Genomic DNA, 20,999 nt, shown 5'->3' on the forward strand with positions numbered 1-20,999 from the left:
GACCGCGCCGACGTACGCTGGATACCCCCCGGCCGCCACCCGCGTCGGGCCCTTCGTGTTGCCCACCCCCCGGACGGAAGCGCCCCTCCATGAGCCTGCACGGTCTGCTCGACGCCGTAGTCAAGGACCCCGCCCTCGCGGAAGCGACCAAGGCGGCGACCGACGGCAACCGCATGCACGTCGATCTGGTCGGGCCCCCGGCGACCCGCCCCTTCGCCGTCGCCGCGCTGGCCCGCGAGACCGGCCGTACCGTCCTCGCGGTGACCGCGACCGGCCGCGAGGCGGAGGACCTGGCCGCCGCCCTGCGCTCGCTGCTCCCGCCGGACGGCGTGGTGGAGTACCCCTCCTGGGAGACGCTTCCGCACGAGCGCCTGAGCCCGCGCAGCGACACCGTGGGCCGTCGCCTCGCCGTGCTGCGCCGCCTGGCCCACCCCACCGCCGACGACCCGGAGACGGGCCCGGTCTCCGTCGTCGTAGCGCCCGTGCGGTCCGTGCTGCAACCGCAGGTCAAGGGACTTGGAGAGCTGGAACCGGTCGCCCTGAAGACCGGCACGACCGCCGACCTGAACGCGGTCGTGGACGCCCTCGGGGCCGCCGCCTACGCGCGCGTGGAGCTGGTCGAGAGACGCGGCGAGTTCGCCGTGCGCGGCGGCATCCTGGACGTGTTCCCGCCCACCGAGGAACACCCGCTGCGCGTCGAGTTCTGGGGCGACGACGTCGAGGAGATCCGCTACTTCAAGGTCGCCGACCAGCGCTCCCTGGAGGTCGCCGAACACGGCCTGTGGGCACCCCCCTGCCGTGAACTCCTGTTGACGGAAGACGTCCGCACGCGTGCGCGTGCCCTCGCCGAAGCACACCCCGAGCTGGGCGAGCTGCTCGGCAAGATCGCCGAGGGCATCGCCGTGGAGGGCATGGAGTCCCTGGCCCCGGTGCTCGTCGACGACATGGAGCTGCTGCTCGACATCCTGCCCAAGGGCGCGATGGCCGTCGTATGCGATCCGGAGCGGGTACGCACGCGTGCCGCCGATCTCGTAGCGACGTCCCAGGAGTTCCTCCAGGCCTCCTGGGCGGCCACCGCGGGCGGCGGCGAGGCGCCCATCGACGTCGACGCGGCCTCCCTGTGGTCCATCGCGGACGTCCGGGAGCGGGCCCGCGAGCTGGACATGATGTGGTGGTCGGTGTCGCCGTTCGCCGCCGACGAGGAGTTGTCCGCCGACACCCTCAAGCTGGGCATGCACGCCCCGGAGACCTACCGCGGCGACACCGCCAAGGCCCTCGCGGACACCAAGGGCTGGCTCGCGGACGGCTGGCGCACGGTCTTCGTGACCGAGGCCCACGGCCCCGCCGCGCGCACGGTCGAGGTCCTCGGTACGGAGGGCGTGGCGGCCCGCCTGGAGACGGACCTCGGCGAGATCGCCCCCTCCGTGGTGCACGTGGCGACCGGCTCGATCGACTACGGCTTCGTCGATACGGCGCTGAAGCTCGCCGTCCTCACGGAGACCGACCTCTCCGGGCAGAAGGCCGCAGGCAAGGACGGCGCCCGGATGCCGGCCCGCCGCCGCAAGACCATCGACCCGCTCACCCTGGAGGCGGGCGACTACATCGTCCACGAGCAGCACGGCGTGGGCCGCTACATCGAGATGGTGCAGCGCACGGTGCAGGGCGCCACCCGCGAGTACCTGGTCGTCGAGTACGCCCCCGCCAAGCGCGGCCAGCCCGGCGACCGCCTGTACATCCCGACCGACCAACTGGAGCAGATCACCAAGTACGTCGGTGGCGAGGCCCCCACCCTGCACCGCCTGGGCGGCGCCGACTGGACGAAGACCAAGGCGCGCGCCAAGAAGGCCGTCAAGGAGATCGCGGCCGACCTCATCAAGCTGTACTCGGCCCGGATGGCGGCCCCGGGGCACGCGTTCGGCTCGGACACGCCCTGGCAGCGCGAGCTGGAGGACGCGTTCCCGTACGCGGAGACGCCCGACCAGTTGACCACGATCGCCGAGGTCAAGGACGACATGGAGAAGTCGGTCCCGATGGACCGGCTGGTCTGCGGCGACGTCGGCTACGGCAAGACCGAGATCGCGGTCCGGGCCGCCTTCAAGGCGGTCCAGGACGGCAAGCAGGTCGCGGTCCTGGTCCCGACGACCCTGCTCGTGCAGCAGCACTTCGGGACGTTCTCCGAGCGGTACTCGCAATTCCCGGTCAACGTAAGGGCGTTGAGCCGCTTCCAGACCGACACGGAGGCGAAGGCGACCCTGGAGGGCCTGCGGGAGGGCGCGGTCGACGTCGTCATCGGCACCCACCGCCTCTTCTCCTCCGAGACCAAGTTCAAGGACCTCGGCCTGGTCATCGTCGACGAGGAGCAGCGCTTCGGTGTCGAGCACAAGGAGCAGCTCAAGAAGCTGCGCGCCAACGTCGACGTGCTGACGATGTCCGCCACCCCCATCCCGCGCACCCTGGAGATGGCGGTCACCGGCATCCGCGAGATGTCCACGATCACGACGCCCCCCGAGGAGCGTCACCCGGTGCTGACGTTCGTCGGCCCCTACGAGGAGAAGCAGATCGGCGCCGCGATCCGCCGCGAACTGCTGCGCGAGGGCCAGGTCTTCTACATCCACAACCGGGTCGAGTCGATCGACCGCGCGGCGGCCCGACTGCGCGAGATCGTCCCGGAGGCGCGCATCGCCACGGCCCACGGCCAGATGTCGGAGCAATCGCTGGAACAGGTGGTCGTCGACTTCTGGGAGAAGAAGTTCGACGTCCTGGTGTCGACGACGATCGTCGAGTCCGGCATCGACATCTCCAACGCGAACACGCTGATCGTCGAACGAGGCGACAACTTCGGCCTGTCCCAGCTCCACCAGCTCCGCGGCCGGGTGGGCCGAGGCCGCGAACGCGGCTACGCGTACTTCCTCTACCCCCCGGAGAAGCCCCTCACGGAGACGGCCCACGAGCGGCTCGCCACCATCGCCCAGCACACGGAGATGGGCGCGGGCATGTACGTGGCCATGAAGGACCTCGAAATCCGGGGCGCGGGCAACCTGTTGGGCGGCGAGCAGTCCGGCCACATCGCGGGCGTCGGCTTCGACCTGTACGTCCGCATGGTCGGCGAGGCGGTCGCCGACTACCGCGCCTCCCTGGAAGGCGGTGTCGAGGAGGAGCCGCCCCTGGAGGTCAAGATCGAGCTCCCGGTCGACGCCCACGTCCCGCACGACTACGCCCCCGGCGAGCGCCTGCGCCTGGCGGCCTACCGCTCCATCGCCTCCGCCAACACGGAGGAGGACATCAGGGCCGTACGCGAGGAACTCACCGACCGCTACGGCAAGTTGCCCGAACCGGTGGAGAACCTGCTGCTGGTGGCGGGCCTGCGCATGCTCGCCCGCGCCTGCGGCGTCGGCGACATCGTCCTCCAGGGCACCAACATCCGCTTCGCCCCGGTGGAGCTGCGCGAATCCCAGGAGCTCCGCCTCAAGCGCCTCTACCCCGGCACGGTCATCAAGCCGGCGGCCCACCAGGTGCTGGTACCCCGCCCGAAGACGGCGAAGGTGGGCGGGAAGCCGTTGGTCGGGCGGGAGTTGCTGGGGTGGGTGGGGGAGTTCCTGGCGTCGATCCTGGGGTCGTGACGGGAAGGTACGTCCGGAGCGGTTGCCACGGGCTCGCCTGTCAGTTGCGCCATGGAGAGCCGCGGCAGACCGGGAAGCCGAGGCGCGGCGTCAGCAGGAGCGTGAGCCTGAGGGCGATTCAGGGCCGGAGGATGGGGGCCGCTGTGCTGGAGAGGTCGGAGGGTCAGGCGGAGGAGGCAGAGAAGGCGGAGAGTCTGTGACCGACGGCCTCTCAACAAACTCCGGAAGGGCCGGCCTCGTCGTGGTCGTCTCCGGCGTCCGGTGTTCAGCGCGGGCCCGGGGCGCAGCTGTGCGTGGGCCGGATACCGAGGGTGAAGTCGGACTGGTACCTCGGCCCTCAGACAAGAGCGACACCTGCGGCCTGTGCCTGGGCGGTGGTTGGAGGGAACGAGGTGACTCGGAGACCGGGGCCGGCGCCGAGGGCGCCCACCCACTCGATGACGTGTCGGATGTGTCCGGAGTCGAGACCGAGGCCGTGATCGGCATAGCGGGCGGCTGCGGTACCTGAGGTGAGGGCGCCCGCGAAGCCGGTTGCGACTCTGAACTCGGAGGCGGCGGCGTCGACGGGACCGACGAGTCCGCAGACGGAGTCGGTGTGCGTAGCGTCGACGGCTGAGACACGGATGGGCGCGAGTCCGGCGGCAGTTCGTGCGCCGCCTGCTCCTGCTGGCTCTGCGACGGCGTCTTCGCTGTGCGCAACCTCGGACTCGCGTCCGGCTGCCGTGATGAGGACGGGTGCGGTTCTGCGTGTGGTGGAGTCGGCGCTGCTCCTGCGCGTGGTGGTGGGAAATGACCTTGTCCTGCGCGTGACGATGAAGAGGGATTCGGCGTCACTGACGGACGGGACGAGGCCCCGGTTTGGTGCGGACCGGGTCGCGGAGCCGATTCACGAGTCGGCGTCGATGCGGAATTCCGACGCCGCCTTGGGCCCTGATTCGAGCCGGGCGTCGCGGGTGCGGCAGGGAACGCTTCCACGTCCGAGGGCGCACGGCCGTGCGAAGCCGACGCCGAATGCGTGGAGTGCGGCGCACCCGAAGGCGAGGCATCCGCCCGCGGCCGACCAGGAACCCGACGCCGTCCCGGGGTCGAGTCCGTGTTCGAGTCCAGGCGGGGACCGGAGCTCGGAGCCGAATACGACGGGTCGACCTGCGACATCGGCACAGAATGTACAAGTGTCCCCGGGAGGGCGACTGTTGAAGACGCCTCAGGATCAGCGGTCGCAGCAAAGGGCGGGATCGAGGCCGTGTCACCCCCGCCTGAACAGCCACGAAGGGCACTGGCGAGCAGCTTGATGATCATCATGATCACCGAGAGCGGGGATACCACGATCAACACGAAGGTGACCGCGAACAACCCGCAGCGGGCCAGCACCCCTTCCCGTGTGTCAAGACGATCGCGGACGCTTTGAAGACCCGCGGCAAGCCAGTGCCCATGAGCTGCCGCCATGAAGATCAACGACAGATCCGCGACGGCTTTCAGGGACTGCGGGACCATGTACACCAGCGGCCCTTGACCAGTTATCTGAAACCTGACGTCAGGGGTCTCGGGTTTCTGCTCTTCGTGCCGCATCAGCGCCTCCAGGTGGCACGCACGCGCTCGATACGACTGTCCTCCCGGACCGTCACCCGCACAACCGCGGTCCACCAGGCGCTTCGGACGTGTGCACTTCCCCAGTCCCTCGCGTCGCGGAAGCCCCACTCCCCTGAGCCCCCTCACTCCGCCGCGCGGAACAACATCGCCGCCAGCCCCCGAAACACCTCCTCCGGATCCCGCTCACCCACCGCGCCGTCCAGATTGTGGCCGAGCAGCAGCGTCGCGAAGCCATGCGCCAGGGACCACGCGGCGACGCCGGCGAGGCGGGCGTCCGGGCCGCGACCCTCCGGCGGTACGGCCGAGACGGCGTGGCGCAGGGCGTCGGTGGCGAGGGCGCGGGCCGTGGTGAGTTCGAGGTCGCCCTCGCGCAGCAGCTCGGGCGCGAACATCACCTGGAAGTGCGCCGGATGCTCGCGCGCGAAGCGCACATACCGCACGCCGGCGTCCTTCAGATCCGCCGCCTCCCCGACCGCCCCCGCCAGCAGCCCGAACCCCTCCGCCGCGATCGCCGTCAACAGCCCGGTGCGGTCCTTGAAGTGATGGGCAGGCGCCGCGTGCGAGACACCGGCGCGGCGGGCGAGGTCACGCAGGCTCAGTGCGGAGGGGCCGTCGGCGGCGATGACGTCGAGCGCGGCGGTGAGGACGGCGCGGCGCAGATCACCGTGGTGGTAGGGGCTCTTGGTGGACTTGGTCGTACTCATGCCCAGCAGCCTACGCGGAATCTAGGCATTGACAAGTTGGAGTCGGTCGGGCAATCTTGTCAGTGTCAAGTTGTGCAACGGCCGGGATGCGAACGGGAGTCTGCTCATGTCGGAAAAGGTTCGTGGAGTCGGGACGCCGATCGAAGCGGGGGCGATCGAACCGGGGGAAGCAATGGAGCTGAGCCGCGTGCGCCAGCTCTGGCATCTGCTGGAACCCCTGCACGCGCTGCTGTATTACGCGCCGGAGGTCTTCGAGGAGGCCGCCGCACTCGGATACGGCACCGAGGACCGCTGGCCGAGCTACTTCCCGCTGCGCGCCGCTCCGTTGGGCCCGGTCGGCGCCGAGCGTGTGACCTCCGCGTTCTACAGCTTCAGTCCCCGCATGGTCGCCGAGCACATCGACCCGGCGTGGAGTATCGCGAGCCCGGACGCCGTGCTGAAGGCGAGGCTGCGCGGAATGGACCGGGCCTACCGCGCGATATTCGGCGACCGCGTCGACAGTCCCGAGCTGGCGGAGGCCGCCGCCCTCGCCCGCCGCGCCGCCGAGGCGGCCACTACCGCGGGCCGCCCCCTCGCCGCGGCCAACGCCGAGTTGGACTGGCCCGCGGAGCCCCACCTCCAGTTGTGGCAGGCGGCGACGATCCTGCGCGAACACCGCGGGGACGGCCACCTCGCAGCCCTTCTCGTCGCCGGCCTCGACCCCGTCGAGACCCTGGTCTCCTTCGCTGCGATCGGCGCCGCCTCGGTCCAGCGCTTCGAGAGCCGGGGCTGGAGCCCGGCGGAGTGGACGGCGGCACGCCGACGCCTCGTCGTCAGGGGAGTGATAGACGACACCGGCACAGCGACCAGGGTGGGCCGCGCCCTGCGCCAGGAGGTCGAGCGCCACACCGACCAACTTGCCGCCGCGCCCTGGCAGTTGCTCGGCAAGACCGGCACCGACCGACTCGCCGACCTGCTGGGCGAGTTCTGGGTCGCCGCGCTCGGGTCCGGGCTGCTGCCCTCGGAGTCGACACTGGGCATCGGGAAAGTCTGACGAGGAGTCCGGGGGAGTCCGAGGGGAGGAGCGGGGGAGAAGGGGGGCGCGGAGAGGAGGTGTCTCCCCCGGCCCGGCAGCGAGGATGCGCCCCGGTTGCATGTCATGCGCCCTATAGGCCCCATATGGTCATGACATCTCCGTCGCTAACGTGGGCACCAGGTCACTGTCCGCCCGCGCAGGGGCGGGGCCGGGTGAGCAAGGGGAGGGGCGCACGTGACGCGTCTGAGGGGTGCGGCGGCCATAGCCGCTTTGGTCATGTTGTCCGTCGCCGGATGCAAGCAGGACACCACGGGAAGCTCCGGTCCCGAGGCGCCGGCCACCACAGGATCCGGCGGGGGCGCGGCCCTGACCGCCGCCGAGTCGCTGACCGTGAAGGGCCGGGCGCCGAAGACCGGTTACTCCCGCGAGCGGTTCGGCACCGCCTGGGCGGACACGGACTCCAACAGTTGCGACACCAGGGACGACATCCTCAAACGGGACCTGAAGCAGGTGAAGTTCACCGACGGCGACTGCAAGGTGTCGTACGGCGTCCTCCAGTCCGACCCGTACTCCGGCAAGGAGGTCACCTACCGCCGCGGCCGCAGCCTCGTGGACATCGACCACCTCGTCGCCCTCTCCGACGCCTGGCAGAAGGGCGCCAAGTACTGGGACGCCAGCAAGCGGATAGCCCTCGCCAACGACCCCCTCAACCTCCTCACCGTCGACGCGAGTGCCAACCGCAGCAAGGGGGACGGCGACACGGCGACCTGGGTGCCGCCCAACAAGGCGTACCGGTGCACCTATGTCGCCGCGCAGGTCGCCGTGAAGAAGAAGTACGGGCTGTGGGTCACCTCGGCGGAGAAGGCCGCGATGGTGAAGGTGCTCTCCACCTGCTCCAAGCAGGCACTCCCGACCGGCGGCAACCCGACGAACGCGCCGGCGAGGTTCCACGCGGGGTGATCGCCCGGCGAGTCCCGGTGAATACCACGTACGGGATGTGAAGTTCTTCCCTGCCCAAGTCGATGTGTCAGCAAAGGAATACACAAGCGGCAAACGGATATGTGCGGCAACTCGGGTGGGTTTACCGGGTAGTGGTCAAGATCGAACCATGATCGCTCCTTGGGTCTGTTCGATCTCTGTGCGTGATGGGCAAGATCTGTGCGTTTCTGTGACTCCTCTGTCAGGGCCTGGTCAAACGGCAACTGACGGCGAGGTCCGCCCAGTTGTGCCCTCGCCCACCGACCGTTGGAGTCCCCGCCGTGCGCATTCGGCCTGCTCGCCGTGTCCGCTCACCCCGTCGTGCACGGCGCGCCCGTCGCGGTGTCGCCGTGCTGGTGCTGACCGCGCTCGCCCTGATGCTGACCACGCAGCAGGCGCTGGCCGCGGGGGTCGAACTGCACGCCGTGGACATCTCGTTGCCGAGCCTGTCCTCGGTCACGGCCTGGCTGAAGGACCCGCACTGGGGCAGGCTGCCAGGGGAGAAGTCGGGCACGGCGGCGGGGAAGCGGCACCATGTCCCCGCCTCGGTCACCGAGGCGCACCAGGGCGCGGGCCGTAAACCCGGAAAGGGCAAGGGCGAACTCGCCGCGTACCACGCGCACCAGGCGTCGGTGAAGCGGGGGAAGAGCGCCGCGGGAGGCGCCGGTTTCAACGCGAAGACGAGCAAGCGGGACGCGGGCAAGTCCTCGCGGACGGACACCGTGTTCGACAACGCCGACGGCTCCGTCACCAGACAGATCTCGCCGACGCCTGTCAACTACCAGGTGGGCAAGGGCAAGTGGGCGCCCATCGACGTGGAGGTGCGGGCCGGACCCGACGGGCGCTGGCAGGAGAAGGCCAACTCCGTCGACGTCGACTTCGCCGCCAAGGCCGACGACTCCACGCTTGTCTCGCTCGCCCCGGACGCACAGCACTCCGTCTCCTACGCGCTGAAGGGCGCCCAGGCCGTCAAGGGCACCGCCGACGGTTCGCGCCTCACCTACGCCGGCGTCCTCACCGGCACCGATCTCCAGGTCGCCCCCACCGCCACCGGCGTGAAGGAAGCGGTCGTCCTGCACTCCGCGGACGCCGGTAACTCCTGGACCTTTCCGCTCCACCTCAAGGGACTCACCCCCGTCCAGAACGAGGACGGCTCGATCGTCCTGCGCGACGCCGCGGGCAAGACCGTAGAGCGCATCCCTTCGTCGTACGCCTACGACTCGAAGGTCGATCCGCGCTCCGGTGACCCGACCACCACGCACGACGTCACGACGACCCTCGTGCGGGACGGCGGCGACTACGCGCTCAGGATCACGCTCGACGACGCCTGGCTGAAGGACGCGCACCGCGTCTTCCCGGTGACCGTCGACCCGACCGTCACCGACGGCTGGACCACCACCTACGCCGAGTCGGGCTCGGACGCGACGGGCGACCACTCCTACGAGCAGACGGTCAAGGTCGGTTCGTACGACTCGGGCACGCACTCCGCGGTGAGCTACGTCAACCACTGGGACACCGCCTGGGACGACAGCGGTGTGACGGTCACCGCGGCGAAGCTGGAGCTGTTCGACACCTGGGCCGCGACCTGCACCGCCGAGCGTTTCGACGTCGCCCTCATCACCCATGACTGGACGCCCGAGGGCGTCACCAGCTACCCCGGACCGACCTACGGTTCCTCCATCGGCAACCTGACCCCGAGCGTGCCGACCGCCTGCGCGAACACCGCCGCCGACCGGACCGTGGGCGACACGGTGGACGTGACGCTGTCGACCTCGGCGATCCAGGGCTGGTTCAGCGGGACGACGGCCGACTACGGCCTCGCGCTCTACGCGTCCACCACCGACGCCCTGCACTGGAAGCAGTTCGGCTCCTTCAACGACCCCTCGCGGGGCCCGAAGCTCATCGTCACCTACACCGGCAACACCGCCCCGCAGCTCTACGAGCAGTTCCCCGCCGACAACGCGGTCGTCGGTACGACGACTCCGGAACTCACCGCGTGGGCGGGCGGCGCCAACTCCACGAGCGGCAGCACGAACAAGTACCAGTTCAAGGTCTACGACGCGAACAACGCCCTCGTCGCCGACTCGGGCCTGGTCGCCACCGGCGACTGGACCGTGCCGGCCGGGAAGCTCGCCTGGGGCAAGAGCTACAACTGGGAAGTACAGGCGTACGACGCGACGACCGGGCTCTATTCGCCCGCCGATCCCTACGAGTTGTCCGTCCAGGTCCCCCAACCCGCCATCACCTCGGGGCTGTCGCAGAACAGCAGCGACCACGGCTTCGACGCGTCCATCGGCAACTACACGACCTCCGACACGGACGCCTCGATCTCGACCGTCGGCCCGTCCCTGGACGTCGAGCGCGACTACAACTCCCGTGACCCGCGCTGGAGTGGAGCCTTCGGCGCCGGCTGGTCGTCCATCTTCGACGCGCGCGCCACCGAGCAGTACAGCGCGTCCGGCGCGGTCACCAGCGTCAACGTCACCTATCCGGACGGCTCGCAGGTCGGCTACGGCAAGAACAGCGACGGCACGTTCGCGCCGGGGACCGGCCGCTGGGCCACGTTCGCCACGGTCAGCGGCGGCGGTTACAGGCTGACCGACAAGGACGACACGGTCTACGTCTTCACCACGCTGTTGAGTACGGGCAGTTACGGCCTCACCTCCGTCACGGACGCCAACGGGCGTGCCGTCACGCTCACTTGGACCAGCGGCCACGTCACGAAGATGCAGTCCGCCGTCTCCCAGCGCTCCCTGAACCTCACCTGGTCCACCCCGAGCGGCGCCCTCGCCGCGCACGTCGCGACCGTCACCACCGACGCGGTCACCAAGGGCGACTCCACGACCGTACTGACCTGGAACTACGGTTACACGGGCGACCAGTTGACGACCGTGTGCGCCCCGCTGTCGACGACGAAGTGCACGACATACGGCTACACGACCGGCTCGCAGTACCAGAACGCCTCCCTCGACCTCGACCCGAGCGAGGTGTGGCCGCTGAACGAGAGCTCGGGCACCACCGCGAAGGACGCGGTCCTCGCCAACGAGGGCACCAAGAACGCCACGTACGAGAACGTGACGCTCGGCGCGGCCGGCCCGCTCACCGGCTCCTCCTCCACCGCGGCCTCCTTCAACGGCACCACCTCCGACGTCGCCCTGCCGAAGAACACCGGCAACGACACCGACTCGGGCGCACTGTCCCTGTGGTTCAAGACCTCGGCCGGACCCGGCGTGCTCTACTCCTACGCCTCCCAGCCGATCGGCTCGGGCAAGGCCGCTGGCTTCTATACCCCGTCGGTCTACGTCGGTACGGACGGCAAGCTGAACGCCGAGTTCTGGTACAGCGGCGGCATCAACCCCATCGTGTCCTCGGCGTCCGTCGCCGACGGCAAGTGGCACCACGTGGTGCTGAGCGCGGCCGGCAACTCGCAGACCCTGTTCCTGGACAACGCGAAGGTCGGCTCGCGCACCGGCACCGTCTCCATCAAGAGCGCGGTGGCCTTCGGCAAGAACCAGGTCTTCAACTACCTCGGCACCGGCTTCCTCGGCGGCAGTTGGCCCGACGAGGCGCACAGCAGCACCACCGACGCCACCGGGTACGCGACGTACTTCAACGGCTCGATCGCCGACGCGGCCTGGTACGGACGGCCGTTGGTCGCCGCCGACGTCAACTCCCTCTACCAGTACGGCACTCACGCCACGAGCCTGCTCACCTCGGTCAAGCGCCCGTCGGGCAAGTCCTTCGCCACGATGACGTACGACCCGGCCACCACCACGCTGACCCAGCTCACCGACGAGAACGGCGGCGTCTGGAAGCTCGCCGCGCCCACCGTCGCCGGCTCCAGCCAGACCTACCGGGGCGCGGTGCTCGGGGCCGCCCCGGCCGGCTACTACCGGCTCGGCGAGGCGGCGGGCGCGACCGCGGCCCTCAACGAGGTGCACGGCGGCAACGGCACGTACAGCGCGGTGACGCTCGGGGCGACCGGTCCGTTCAGCGACGCCAAGGCGACGACGTTCAACGGCAGCACCTCGTACGTCGAAGTGCCCGCCTCCGTGCTGCACGGCACCAACGACCGCAGCTACGAGATGTGGTTCAAGACCGCCGCCCAGGGCGTCATCCTCGGCGACCAGTCGGTGGCGATCTCCGGAGCGACGGCCGCCTCCGGCAGTTGGACCCCCCTCCTCTACGTCGGCACCGACAACAAACTGCACGGCCACTTCTGGGCCGGCAGCGGAAGCGGCTCCGCCGCGTTCGGCTCCACCGGCACGGTCACCGACAACGCCTGGCACCATGTGGCGCTCAGCGTCTCCGGATCCACCCAGACCCTGTACGTCGACGGTGTCTCCCAGGGCACCTACTCCGGTGCCCCCAACGACCAGTCGAACAGCCACCTCTACCTCGGCGCCGGCTTCGCCAAGAGCTGGCTCGACTCCCCGGCGGACGTCAGCCACTTCACCGGTTCGATCGCCGACGCGGCCTTCTACCACTCGGCGCTCACCGCGGCCGACGTGGCCGCACACGTCGAGGCCGCCAAGAACTCCAGCGGCCTGCTCCCGGTCGAGACGGTCAAGGTGACCTCGCCGACGACGTCCACGCTGACCTACACCTACGACGTCACCAACGGCGACCGCGCGCTGACCGAGACCGACGGCCTCGGCAACAAGACCAGCTTCGGCTACGACACGGCCGGCTTCGAGCACACGGTCACCGACCCCAACGGCGCGGTCACCACCACCGGCCACGACGTCCGCGGCAACATCGTCTCCTCCACGTCCTGCCAGGACCAGGTCGCGAACAAGTGCGACACCGAGTACTACACGTACTACCCGGACGACACGACCGCCCAGTTGACCACCGCGGACCCGCGCAACGACCAGCTCCTGACGGAGCGCGACGGCCGCTCGGCGTCCGCGACCGACAGCACCTATCTGACGTCGTACACCTACGACTCGGCAGGCAACCAGACCGTCGTCACCGGCCCGGCCGTGCCCGGCTCACCGGGCGGCCGCGCCACGACCACCGTGTACAGCGACGGCACGAGCACCTATCCGTCCGCCGACGGCGGGGTCGTGCCCAAGGGCCTGCCGGTGAAGACGGTCAGCCCGGGCGGCGCGGTCAACTCCGTGTCCTACTTCGCCAACGGCGACGTCGCCTCCACCACGGACGCCATCGGCCTCGTCACGTCGTACACCTACGACGGTGTGGGCCAGGTCCTGAGCCAGAACGTGGTCTCCGACACCTACCCGGACGGCCTGACCACCTCCTACACGTACGACAAGAACGGCCAGGTCGTCACCGAGCGGGATCCGCGGATCACCGACCGCGTGCACGGCGCCGACCACGCCGCCGTCTCCAGCACGGTCTACGACGACGACGGCGACGTCCTCTCCCAGACCGTCGCCGACGCGCAGGGCGGCGACGCCTCCCGCACCGAGACGCAGACCTACGACGCCTACGACCGGCTGTTCACCGAGTCCGACGCCAACGTCGCGGCGGGCACGTCGTACGGCAACACGACGACGTACACCTACGACACCTCCGGCAACAAGACGAAGGAGGTGACGAGCGCCGGCAACGAGACCGACTACACCTACGACGACAACGGCAACCTGCTCACCCAGGGCCTGATGTACATCGGTGACCCGGTCGCCCCGCAGACGGCCGCGCTCCTCGTCGAGTCCTCACGGGCCTACGACCCGGCCGGACGGCTGGCCTCGATCACGGACGCGATGGGCAACAAGACGTCGTACACCTACACCGACGACGGCCTCACCGCGACGGTGAAGAAGACCAGCTCGGACGCCACCAGCACCTACGTCCTGGAGTCGGACACCTACGACGCGGCCGGCAATCTGCTGACGCAGACCACCGACAACGGCGAGAACGTCACGCAGTACACGGTCGACGCCTCTGACCGCACCACGTCGACGACCGTCGACCCGACCGGTGTCGACCGCGTGTCGACCGTGTCGTACACCCCGGACGACCAGGTCGCGTCGGAGAACGATCACGACGCGACCGGTTACGACCGCACCACCACCGACACGTACGACGACATGGGCAACCTGCTCAGCGAGACCCTGTACGGCGACGCCTCCGGGCACCCGGCCGGCTGGTGGAAGCTGAACCAGACCTCCGGCCGGTCGGTCACCGACTCCTCCGGCACCGGCAACACGGCCACCGCGGGCAGCGGTGTGACCTGGTCGGACGACGCGGCCCAGTTCAACGGCGACACCTCCGGCAACGGCGACATCGTCGCCACCAACGGCCCGGTCCTGGACACCAGCGCCTCCTACTCCGTCTCGGCGTGGGTGAAGCTGTCCGACACCTCCACCTTCCGCACCTTCGTCGCCCAGGGCGGCACCAACCGGTCCTCCTTCTACCTCCAATACGCCTCCTCCCAGGGCGTCTTCCGCCTCATCTCACCCAACTCGGACGCCTCCGGGACCCCGACGTACGCCAACGCCTACGCGTCCAGCGCCCCGGCGCTGAACACCTGGACCCACCTGGTCGGTGTCTTCGACGCGTCCACCGGCACCATGAACCTGTACGTCAACGGCGCCCTCGCGGGCACCGCCAACAACCCCTCCCCGTGGACCGGTTCGGGTCCGCTGTCCATCGGCGGCGCGAAGACCGCGGGCGGTGCCGTCAGTAACGTCGTCAACGGAGCGACCGGCGACGTCCAGACCTACCAGCGGGCCCTGTCCTCCTCCGAGGTGTCCTCGCTCTACGGCAAGGGCCGCACCGGCGGCACGGTCGGCTCCTCGGACCAGCAGACCACGAAGTACACATACGACAAGCGCGGCCTGCCCACGTCCATGACGGACCCGGAGCAGAACACCACCAACTACGAGTACGACCAGGCCGGCAACCTCGCGGTCACCACGGCACCGGCGGTCCAGGCCGAGCAGGACGGCATCGCCGCCGACGCGACGACCGTCCGCCCGGCCACCACCAGCGGCTTCAACACCTTCGGCGAGTCCGTCGGGGAGAAGGACCCGACCGGCCTGGTCACCGACACGGCCTACGACGCGGTCGGCAACAAGGTCAGCGAGACCCTGCCGTCGTACACCCCGGCGGGAGCCTCAACTCCCAACGCGGGCACGACAGTCTGGACGTACGACAGCGAGGGCAACCAGACCAGCGAGACCACACCCGGCGGCAAGACGACGTCGTACCTCTACGACCAGACCGGCGACCTGGCCCAGATCACCGAGCCAGACGGCACCAAGACCCACGCCACGTACGACACGAACGGCGAGCAGCGCACGGCCACGGACGGCACGGGCGCGCAAACCCAGGCGACGTACGACTACTTGGGCCGCCAGGCCACGTCGACGACGCTGGAGCGCTACCCGTCCACCCGCACCCTGACGACGCAGTACCTCTACGACGTCACGAGCGGCAACCCGTACGGCGCGCACGTGTCTTCGGTGAAGACCCCGGGCGGTGTTTCGAACTCGTACGCCTACAACCGCGCGGGCGACGTCACCTCCACGACCGACGGCGCGGGCAACTCCACGTCCTACGCCTACGACTTCGCGGACAACAACACCAAGACGACGCTGTCGGACGGCAGTTACACCACCACCGACTACGACGCGAACGACAACCCGACGGCGACCCGCAGCTACGACCCCATCGGCACGTACCTGTACGGCACTTCGCAGCAGTACGACGGCAACGGCAACCTGACCTCGGCCACCGACGCCAACCAGCACACGACGCGCTGGACCTACGACGCGGCGGGCACGATCACCCAGCAGGTGGAGCCGGTCGACGCGACGACGTCGATCACCACGTCCTTCGGCTACGACGCGGCGGGCAACCGCACCCGCTTCACGGACGGCCGCGGCAACTCCTGGCGCTACGGCTACACGCCCTGGGGCCAGCAGGAGAAGGTGATCGAGCCGACCACGTCCCAGTACACGTCGGCCGCCGACTCGACGACGACCTTCGCCTACGACGCCGACGGCAACGTCACCTCGGCCACCGCGCCCGGCGGTGTCACGACGTCGATGACGTACGACGACAACGGCCAGTTGAAGACGATGTCCGGCACGGGCGCGGAAGCGGCCACGGCGAAACACAGCTTCAACTACGACGCCGACGGCCGCGTCACCTCGGCGGACACGGACGAAGCGGGTACCGCGGGCGCCGTCGACCACCAGGCCTCCACCCACGACGCGTTCACCTACGACGACCGCGGCGACGTCCTGACCGCCTCGGGTTCGGCGGGCTCGTCCAACTTCACCTACAACGACGACGGTTCGATGCTGAGCCGCACGGACGCGGCGGGCACCCAGTCGTACGGCTACGACACGGCGGGCCGCCTGTCCTCCCTGGACGACGCGGGAAGCGGCACGCATCTCACGTACACCTACGACCAGTTGAACGACATCAAGACCATCAAGTACGGCAGCACCGGCCAGACCCGCACGTTCAGCTACAACAGCGCCCACGAGCTGTCGAACGACGTCCTGGCACAGGGCACCTCGACCCTGTCGAGCTTCGCCTACGGCTACGACAACAACGGCAACCTGACGTCGAAGACGACGACGGGCGTGACGGGCGCGTCCGCGAACACATACGCGTACGACTGGTCGGACCGCCTCACCTCGTGGAACAACGGCACCACCACGACGGCGTACGCCTACGACGCCTCGGGCAACCGGGTGCGGTCCGGAGCGGACGTCTACACGTACGACGCCCGGGACCAGTTGACCTCGGACGGCACGAACTCGTACACATACTCGGCGCGGGGCACGATGACCCAGGAGTCATCGACGTCCGGCGCGGGTGCCTTCAAGGCGGACGCGTTCGGCGACCAGATCGTGGCGGGCACCCAGTCGTACACGCTGGACGCGCTGGGCCGGAACATCACGGACACGGACACCGGCACGACGTCGACCCGTACGTTCGCCTACTCGGGCGCGGACAACACGATCGCGACGGACGGGGACGCGGCGTACACGTACGACCCGGGCGGCGGCCTGGTGGGCATCAAACAAACGGGCTCGTCGTCGGGTGCCTTGGCCCTGACGGACCTGCACGACGACGTGGTGGGAACCTTCACGTCCGGCGCGACCTCGCTCTCGGGCTCGGCGACGTACGACCCCCTGGGCAAGGTGACGGCGATCGCGTCGTTGATCGGCCACCTGGGCTTCCAGTCGGGCTGGACGGAACCGGGCACGGGCGACGTCGGCACGGCATCCCGCTGGTACAACCCGGACACGGGCCAATTCCTGAACAAGGACAGCTCCTCGCAGGACGCGACTCCGGACTCGGTGGCGGCGAACCCCTTCGCCTACGTCGACGACAACCCGCTGGTGGGCAACGACCCGTCGGGCCACTGCTCCTGGTGGACCGGTTCGTGCGAGGCGAAGGCCGTCAAGCATGTGGCCAAGAAGGTCAAGCACGCGGTCCACAAGGTCTACCACGCGGCCAAGAAGGTGGCCCGCAAGGTCGTCCACGCGGTGAAGCACGCGGCCCACAAGGTCGTGCACCAGGTGCACGACGTGTACCGGGCGACGGTGCGAGTAACGAGGCGGGTCTACCACTACACGGTCAGACACGTAAAACGCGTCTATCACGCGGCAGTTCATGCGGTGCATACGGCGTACCACAAGGTCTCGAAGGTGGCGCACCGCGTGGTCCACGCGGTGAAGAAGGCGGCCCACAAGGTCGCCCACACAGTGAAGAAGGCAGCAAAGGCGGTCGCTCATGCGACCCGAACCGCCTACCACGCAACGGTGAAGGCGGTGAAGACCACCGCGAAGTTCGTGAAGAACCACGCGGCGGCGATCACGTCGATCGTGGTGTCGACGGCGGTCTTCGCAGGCTGCGAGGCGGCAACGTGGGGCGTAGGCACGATCGGCTGCGCGGCACTGGCGGGCGCGGCCGGCTCCTTGGTGGAGCAGGGCTTCAAGTGCGCCCAGAACGGCGGCGGGGACTGCAGCGCGGGGGCGTTCGCGGGCTCGGCGGTCGAGGGTGCGGTCACTGGCGCCCTGGGCGGTGCGCTCGGTTCGCTGGGCGGCAAGCTGCTGGCGAAGGCTGCTCCGAAGGCGATGGAGGTCGTCGGGGGGCTGTTCGGCAAGGGGGCGACCGAGGCTGGGGAGTCCGGGGCGGCGGATGCTACGGATGAGGCGGCTTCTGCGGCGGAGTCTGAGGGGGCGGGGTCACATTCCCAGTCCCAGTCGGAGGAGGCCGGCGAGAGCGAGTCGGGGTCGTCCTGCAAGATCGGCAAGCCCCGGACACACAGTTTCACCGGCTCGACGAGAGTGCTGATGGCTGACGGTTCGACGAAGGCGATCGACCAGGTGCGGGTGGGCGACACGATCGCCAACTCGGTGCCGGGGGTTACCGGTACGGAGGCGCACGCGGTCACCGCGGTGATCGTGACGCACACGGACCACGACTTCGTGGACTTGACGATCAAGGCAACGGCTGAGGCAGCCGCGAAGCAGGGAGTGAAGGCGAGCGCGAAGGCGGGGACGAAGTCCCTGGCCAAGAAGGCCGTCCGCAAGGCGGCGTTCGGGCTGGCGGCCTCGGCGGCGGTGCTGGGCGCGCTGGGAGCGAGCCACGGTCACGGTTCCGACCCGGCGCCGGTGGCCAAGACGGTCGCGGCGGTCTCCTCGGCGGTAGCCGGACAGGATGCCAAGGCGACTGCTGGGGACCCGCAGGGCGCACACCTGACGACGACCTTCCACCACCCCTTCTACGACGAGACCCAGTCGGCCTTCGTCGAGGGCAAGGACCTGAAGGCCGGCGACGTCCTCCAGACCCCGACCGGCACGGCCGAGGTCACCGGGGTTCGGCTGTTCCACGCGAACACCACTACCTACGACCTGACCATTGGCACACTCCACACCTACTATGTGCAGGCTGGCACCACATCGGTCCTCGTTCACAACATTGATTGTGGGCAGGTCGACTACGGCTCGACCAAGTTGAGTCAGGCTGTCCAAAGGGCGCGAGTTACTCAAGGAAACACAGGGAATAATTATGCCGCCGCCCAACTGACTCACCCGGAAACCGGCGAAGATATGGGAATTGTCGTAGCGCGATCCGTGGGTAAGACTCACGCGGAACAGGGAATAGTGCAGGCGCTCCGAGGTGGTATGCTCCCCGGAATTGATGAGAGCTACATAACGGAGATGTACTCAGAATTTAAACCCTGCGCATCTCGGTGCTCTAAGATTCTCGATGGTTTGCCGAATCTTCAGGGAAGGTCATGGAGTTGGGACTGGGATAAGTCCGGAACGCCATTGGGCATAGCTTCAACCGCAGCCAGGGATGCGGCCGTAAGAGATCTTTTCAGATGAGGACACGTGGATATGGTCGAGACGATTCGATGGGATGAAGATCGAGCGCAGGCAGTCACGAACAGTGAAGTCAGGTCATATCTCATGAATCAGGGTCTCCCTGTGGAGACCCTGCTATTCGAGGCTGACTTGGCGGGAGCGGAACCATTCGTGACTAATTCCGGCCAGAGTCTGATTTTGATCGGTGCGTTCGATGAAGATTTCCACTTCTTCGTTGATATCGACACGGGATCGGTGTTTTTTGGGCTTGATTCTGACGAGAATCCAGTTTTTTCGAACGAGGGTCTAGGGTCTTTTTCCGCCTGCATCTTGCGGGTTCAGGAGAGGTATCCATTCTATTATTTTGATGACACGCTTGAGGTGAAGCGTCAAGCTGGCCAGGCGCTTGCCGATTCAATCAGGAGGATCGATCCCGTATGTCTAGATTTCCCGGACGGATTCTGGCCCTCATTCATTCATGATGTGTCGATTGGCGACTACTACGAAGGGTCGCTATAGGCTACCTGGGTATGGGCAAGAGAGTTGTGGGCGTGGGTGATATCGAGGAGGCAGTCGAGCGCGCAATGCGTCTCGAAGAGGACGGTCGTGTGAAGGTAGGTGCGCTCCTTCTAGTGCGGTACTGCGGGTTCCATCAGGACCACAGGTTCTCTCCGTGGTTCGAGAGCGAGCGGGTTGTTCTTGCTCGGGTGACACAGGCCGGTGCGGAACTCTTGCGTGGGAGTGGTGCTGCAACCAACCTCTCGGAACTGAGGATCGCCATCCGCGAGGTACTTGAAGAGAATGACCCTGACGGTCCGCCGTTTGGTGCCGAGGTCTCTGATCATCTGGTTTTTGCGGATGAGGTCTTGGATTTCATTGGCTCGCCTGACGACCTCGATCTACTTAGTTGTGCTTTTGAGCGTGCTGAGGAGTTGGCGGAAGGTCATGAAGAGACGGGGAGAGATGACTGGCCCATGGGTGACTGGGAACCTGTGGAGTTCGCGCGGCTGGAAGCCGAAGCTCGTGACCTGGACGTGCAGGGCGGCCTGGACTATTCAGCCGCGTTGCTCAGGAGTGAGGAGTTCAGTCGCCTGTACGCGAATTTCATCGCGGGCTACTACAGAGATGACGACGCGGGAGTAGCCCCTGATTTGTAGTTCAGTAGATGCTTGCCCAGCGTTCAGGAGAGTCGTCAGTAGGCTTTCTCAACTGCGCATCGCTGGCGCTGGCCTGAGTCTGGGCGAGTCACTGCGGCCGGAGACCGGTTCTATATCACGCATCCCAGTCCGCGTAGTCCCCGATCGCCACGTCGTCACAGAAGGTGTCCCAGAACCCGTTGTGCACGAGAGCCGTGTCATCGATGCTGGCTACGAGATCGCGCAGTTCTTCCGCCGCTTCCTCGTACCTTCCCTCGTCGCCCTCCGCATAGAACGGGAAGCGTGCAATCACGGCCGCGACGCATCGGTTGAAGGAGGCGAGGTCCCTGTTCACGTGGCTGGCCGTCGGTGACTCGACCTTGGGTATCTGCACTACGTGACCACGGGCCACGTTGATGGCGATGCGTCCGAACAGGCCACTCGTCGCAATGGCGATCAGTCCCTGCTCACCGATCCACCCGAAGTACGTCGGCTCGCTCAGCGGTCGGTACTCGTATCCGATCAACCCGCCTGGGATGCCTGTTCTCTCAAGGTCGACAGCGATCTGGGTGGATGCCTCGGGCGGCGCCTCGACGGGGATCAACAGGAACTCGGGCTTTGGCAACTGCGGCAGGGGCTGACTCACGAGAGGA

General features: G+C 68.1%; 8 protein-coding genes. 6 read left to right on the forward strand and 2 right to left on the reverse strand.

Annotated features, from left to right (window positions below; translation table 11 throughout):
* The first annotated feature begins 89 nt into the window (after nt 1–89).
* Nucleotides 90–3,620: a transcription-repair coupling factor gene (gene mfd / locus ABZT04_RS02105; protein ID WP_356051811.1), complete on the forward strand. Its 3,531-nt coding sequence runs from the start codon at nt 90–92 to the stop codon at nt 3,618–3,620.
* A 1,712-nt stretch (nt 3,621–5,332) separates the two neighbouring features.
* Here mfd and ABZT04_RS02110 read toward each other — a convergent pair.
* Nucleotides 5,333–5,914 (reverse strand): TetR/AcrR family transcriptional regulator, encoded by a 582-nt coding sequence (locus ABZT04_RS02110; RefSeq protein ID WP_356051813.1) that lies wholly within the window; start codon nt 5,912–5,914, stop codon nt 5,333–5,335.
* Between the two features lie 172 nt (nt 5,915–6,086).
* Between ABZT04_RS02110 and ABZT04_RS02115 the strand changes: the two genes are divergently transcribed.
* From ABZT04_RS02115 to ABZT04_RS02135, 5 genes are all read left to right on the forward strand, one after another.
* Entirely contained in the window at nt 6,087–6,947 is an 861-nt protein-coding gene (locus tag ABZT04_RS02115) for a hypothetical protein (RefSeq protein WP_356051814.1), read from the forward strand.
* Nucleotides 6,948–7,163: 216 nt separating this feature from the next.
* Nucleotides 7,164–7,889: an HNH endonuclease family protein gene (locus tag ABZT04_RS02120; protein WP_356051815.1), complete on the forward strand. Its 726-nt coding sequence runs from the start codon at nt 7,164–7,166 to the stop codon at nt 7,887–7,889.
* A gap of 368 nt (nt 7,890–8,257) precedes the next feature.
* Complete coding sequence (locus ABZT04_RS02125) at nt 8,258–19,231, forward strand: LamG-like jellyroll fold domain-containing protein (protein WP_356051848.1); 10,974 nt, start codon at nt 8,258–8,260, stop codon at nt 19,229–19,231.
* 12 nt (nt 19,232–19,243) lie between these two features.
* Nucleotides 19,244–19,729, forward strand: a complete 486-nt coding sequence (locus ABZT04_RS02130; RefSeq protein WP_356052128.1) for an SUKH-4 family immunity protein — start codon at nt 19,244–19,246, stop codon at nt 19,727–19,729.
* A gap of 11 nt (nt 19,730–19,740) precedes the next feature.
* Nucleotides 19,741–20,367 (forward strand): hypothetical protein, encoded by a 627-nt coding sequence (locus ABZT04_RS02135; protein ID WP_356051851.1) that lies wholly within the window; start codon nt 19,741–19,743, stop codon nt 20,365–20,367.
* 115 nt (nt 20,368–20,482) lie between these two features.
* On the opposite strand, the gene ABZT04_RS02140 is transcribed toward ABZT04_RS02135, so the two are convergent.
* Nucleotides 20,483–20,992 (reverse strand): SUKH-4 family immunity protein, encoded by a 510-nt coding sequence (locus ABZT04_RS02140; protein ID WP_356051856.1) that lies wholly within the window; start codon nt 20,990–20,992, stop codon nt 20,483–20,485.
* Nucleotides 20,993–20,999 lie beyond the last annotated feature (7 nt).

It is taken from the genome of Streptomyces sp. NPDC005492 (assembly GCF_040605995.1).
Taxonomy (GTDB): Bacteria; Actinomycetota; Actinomycetes; order Streptomycetales; family Streptomycetaceae; genus Streptomyces.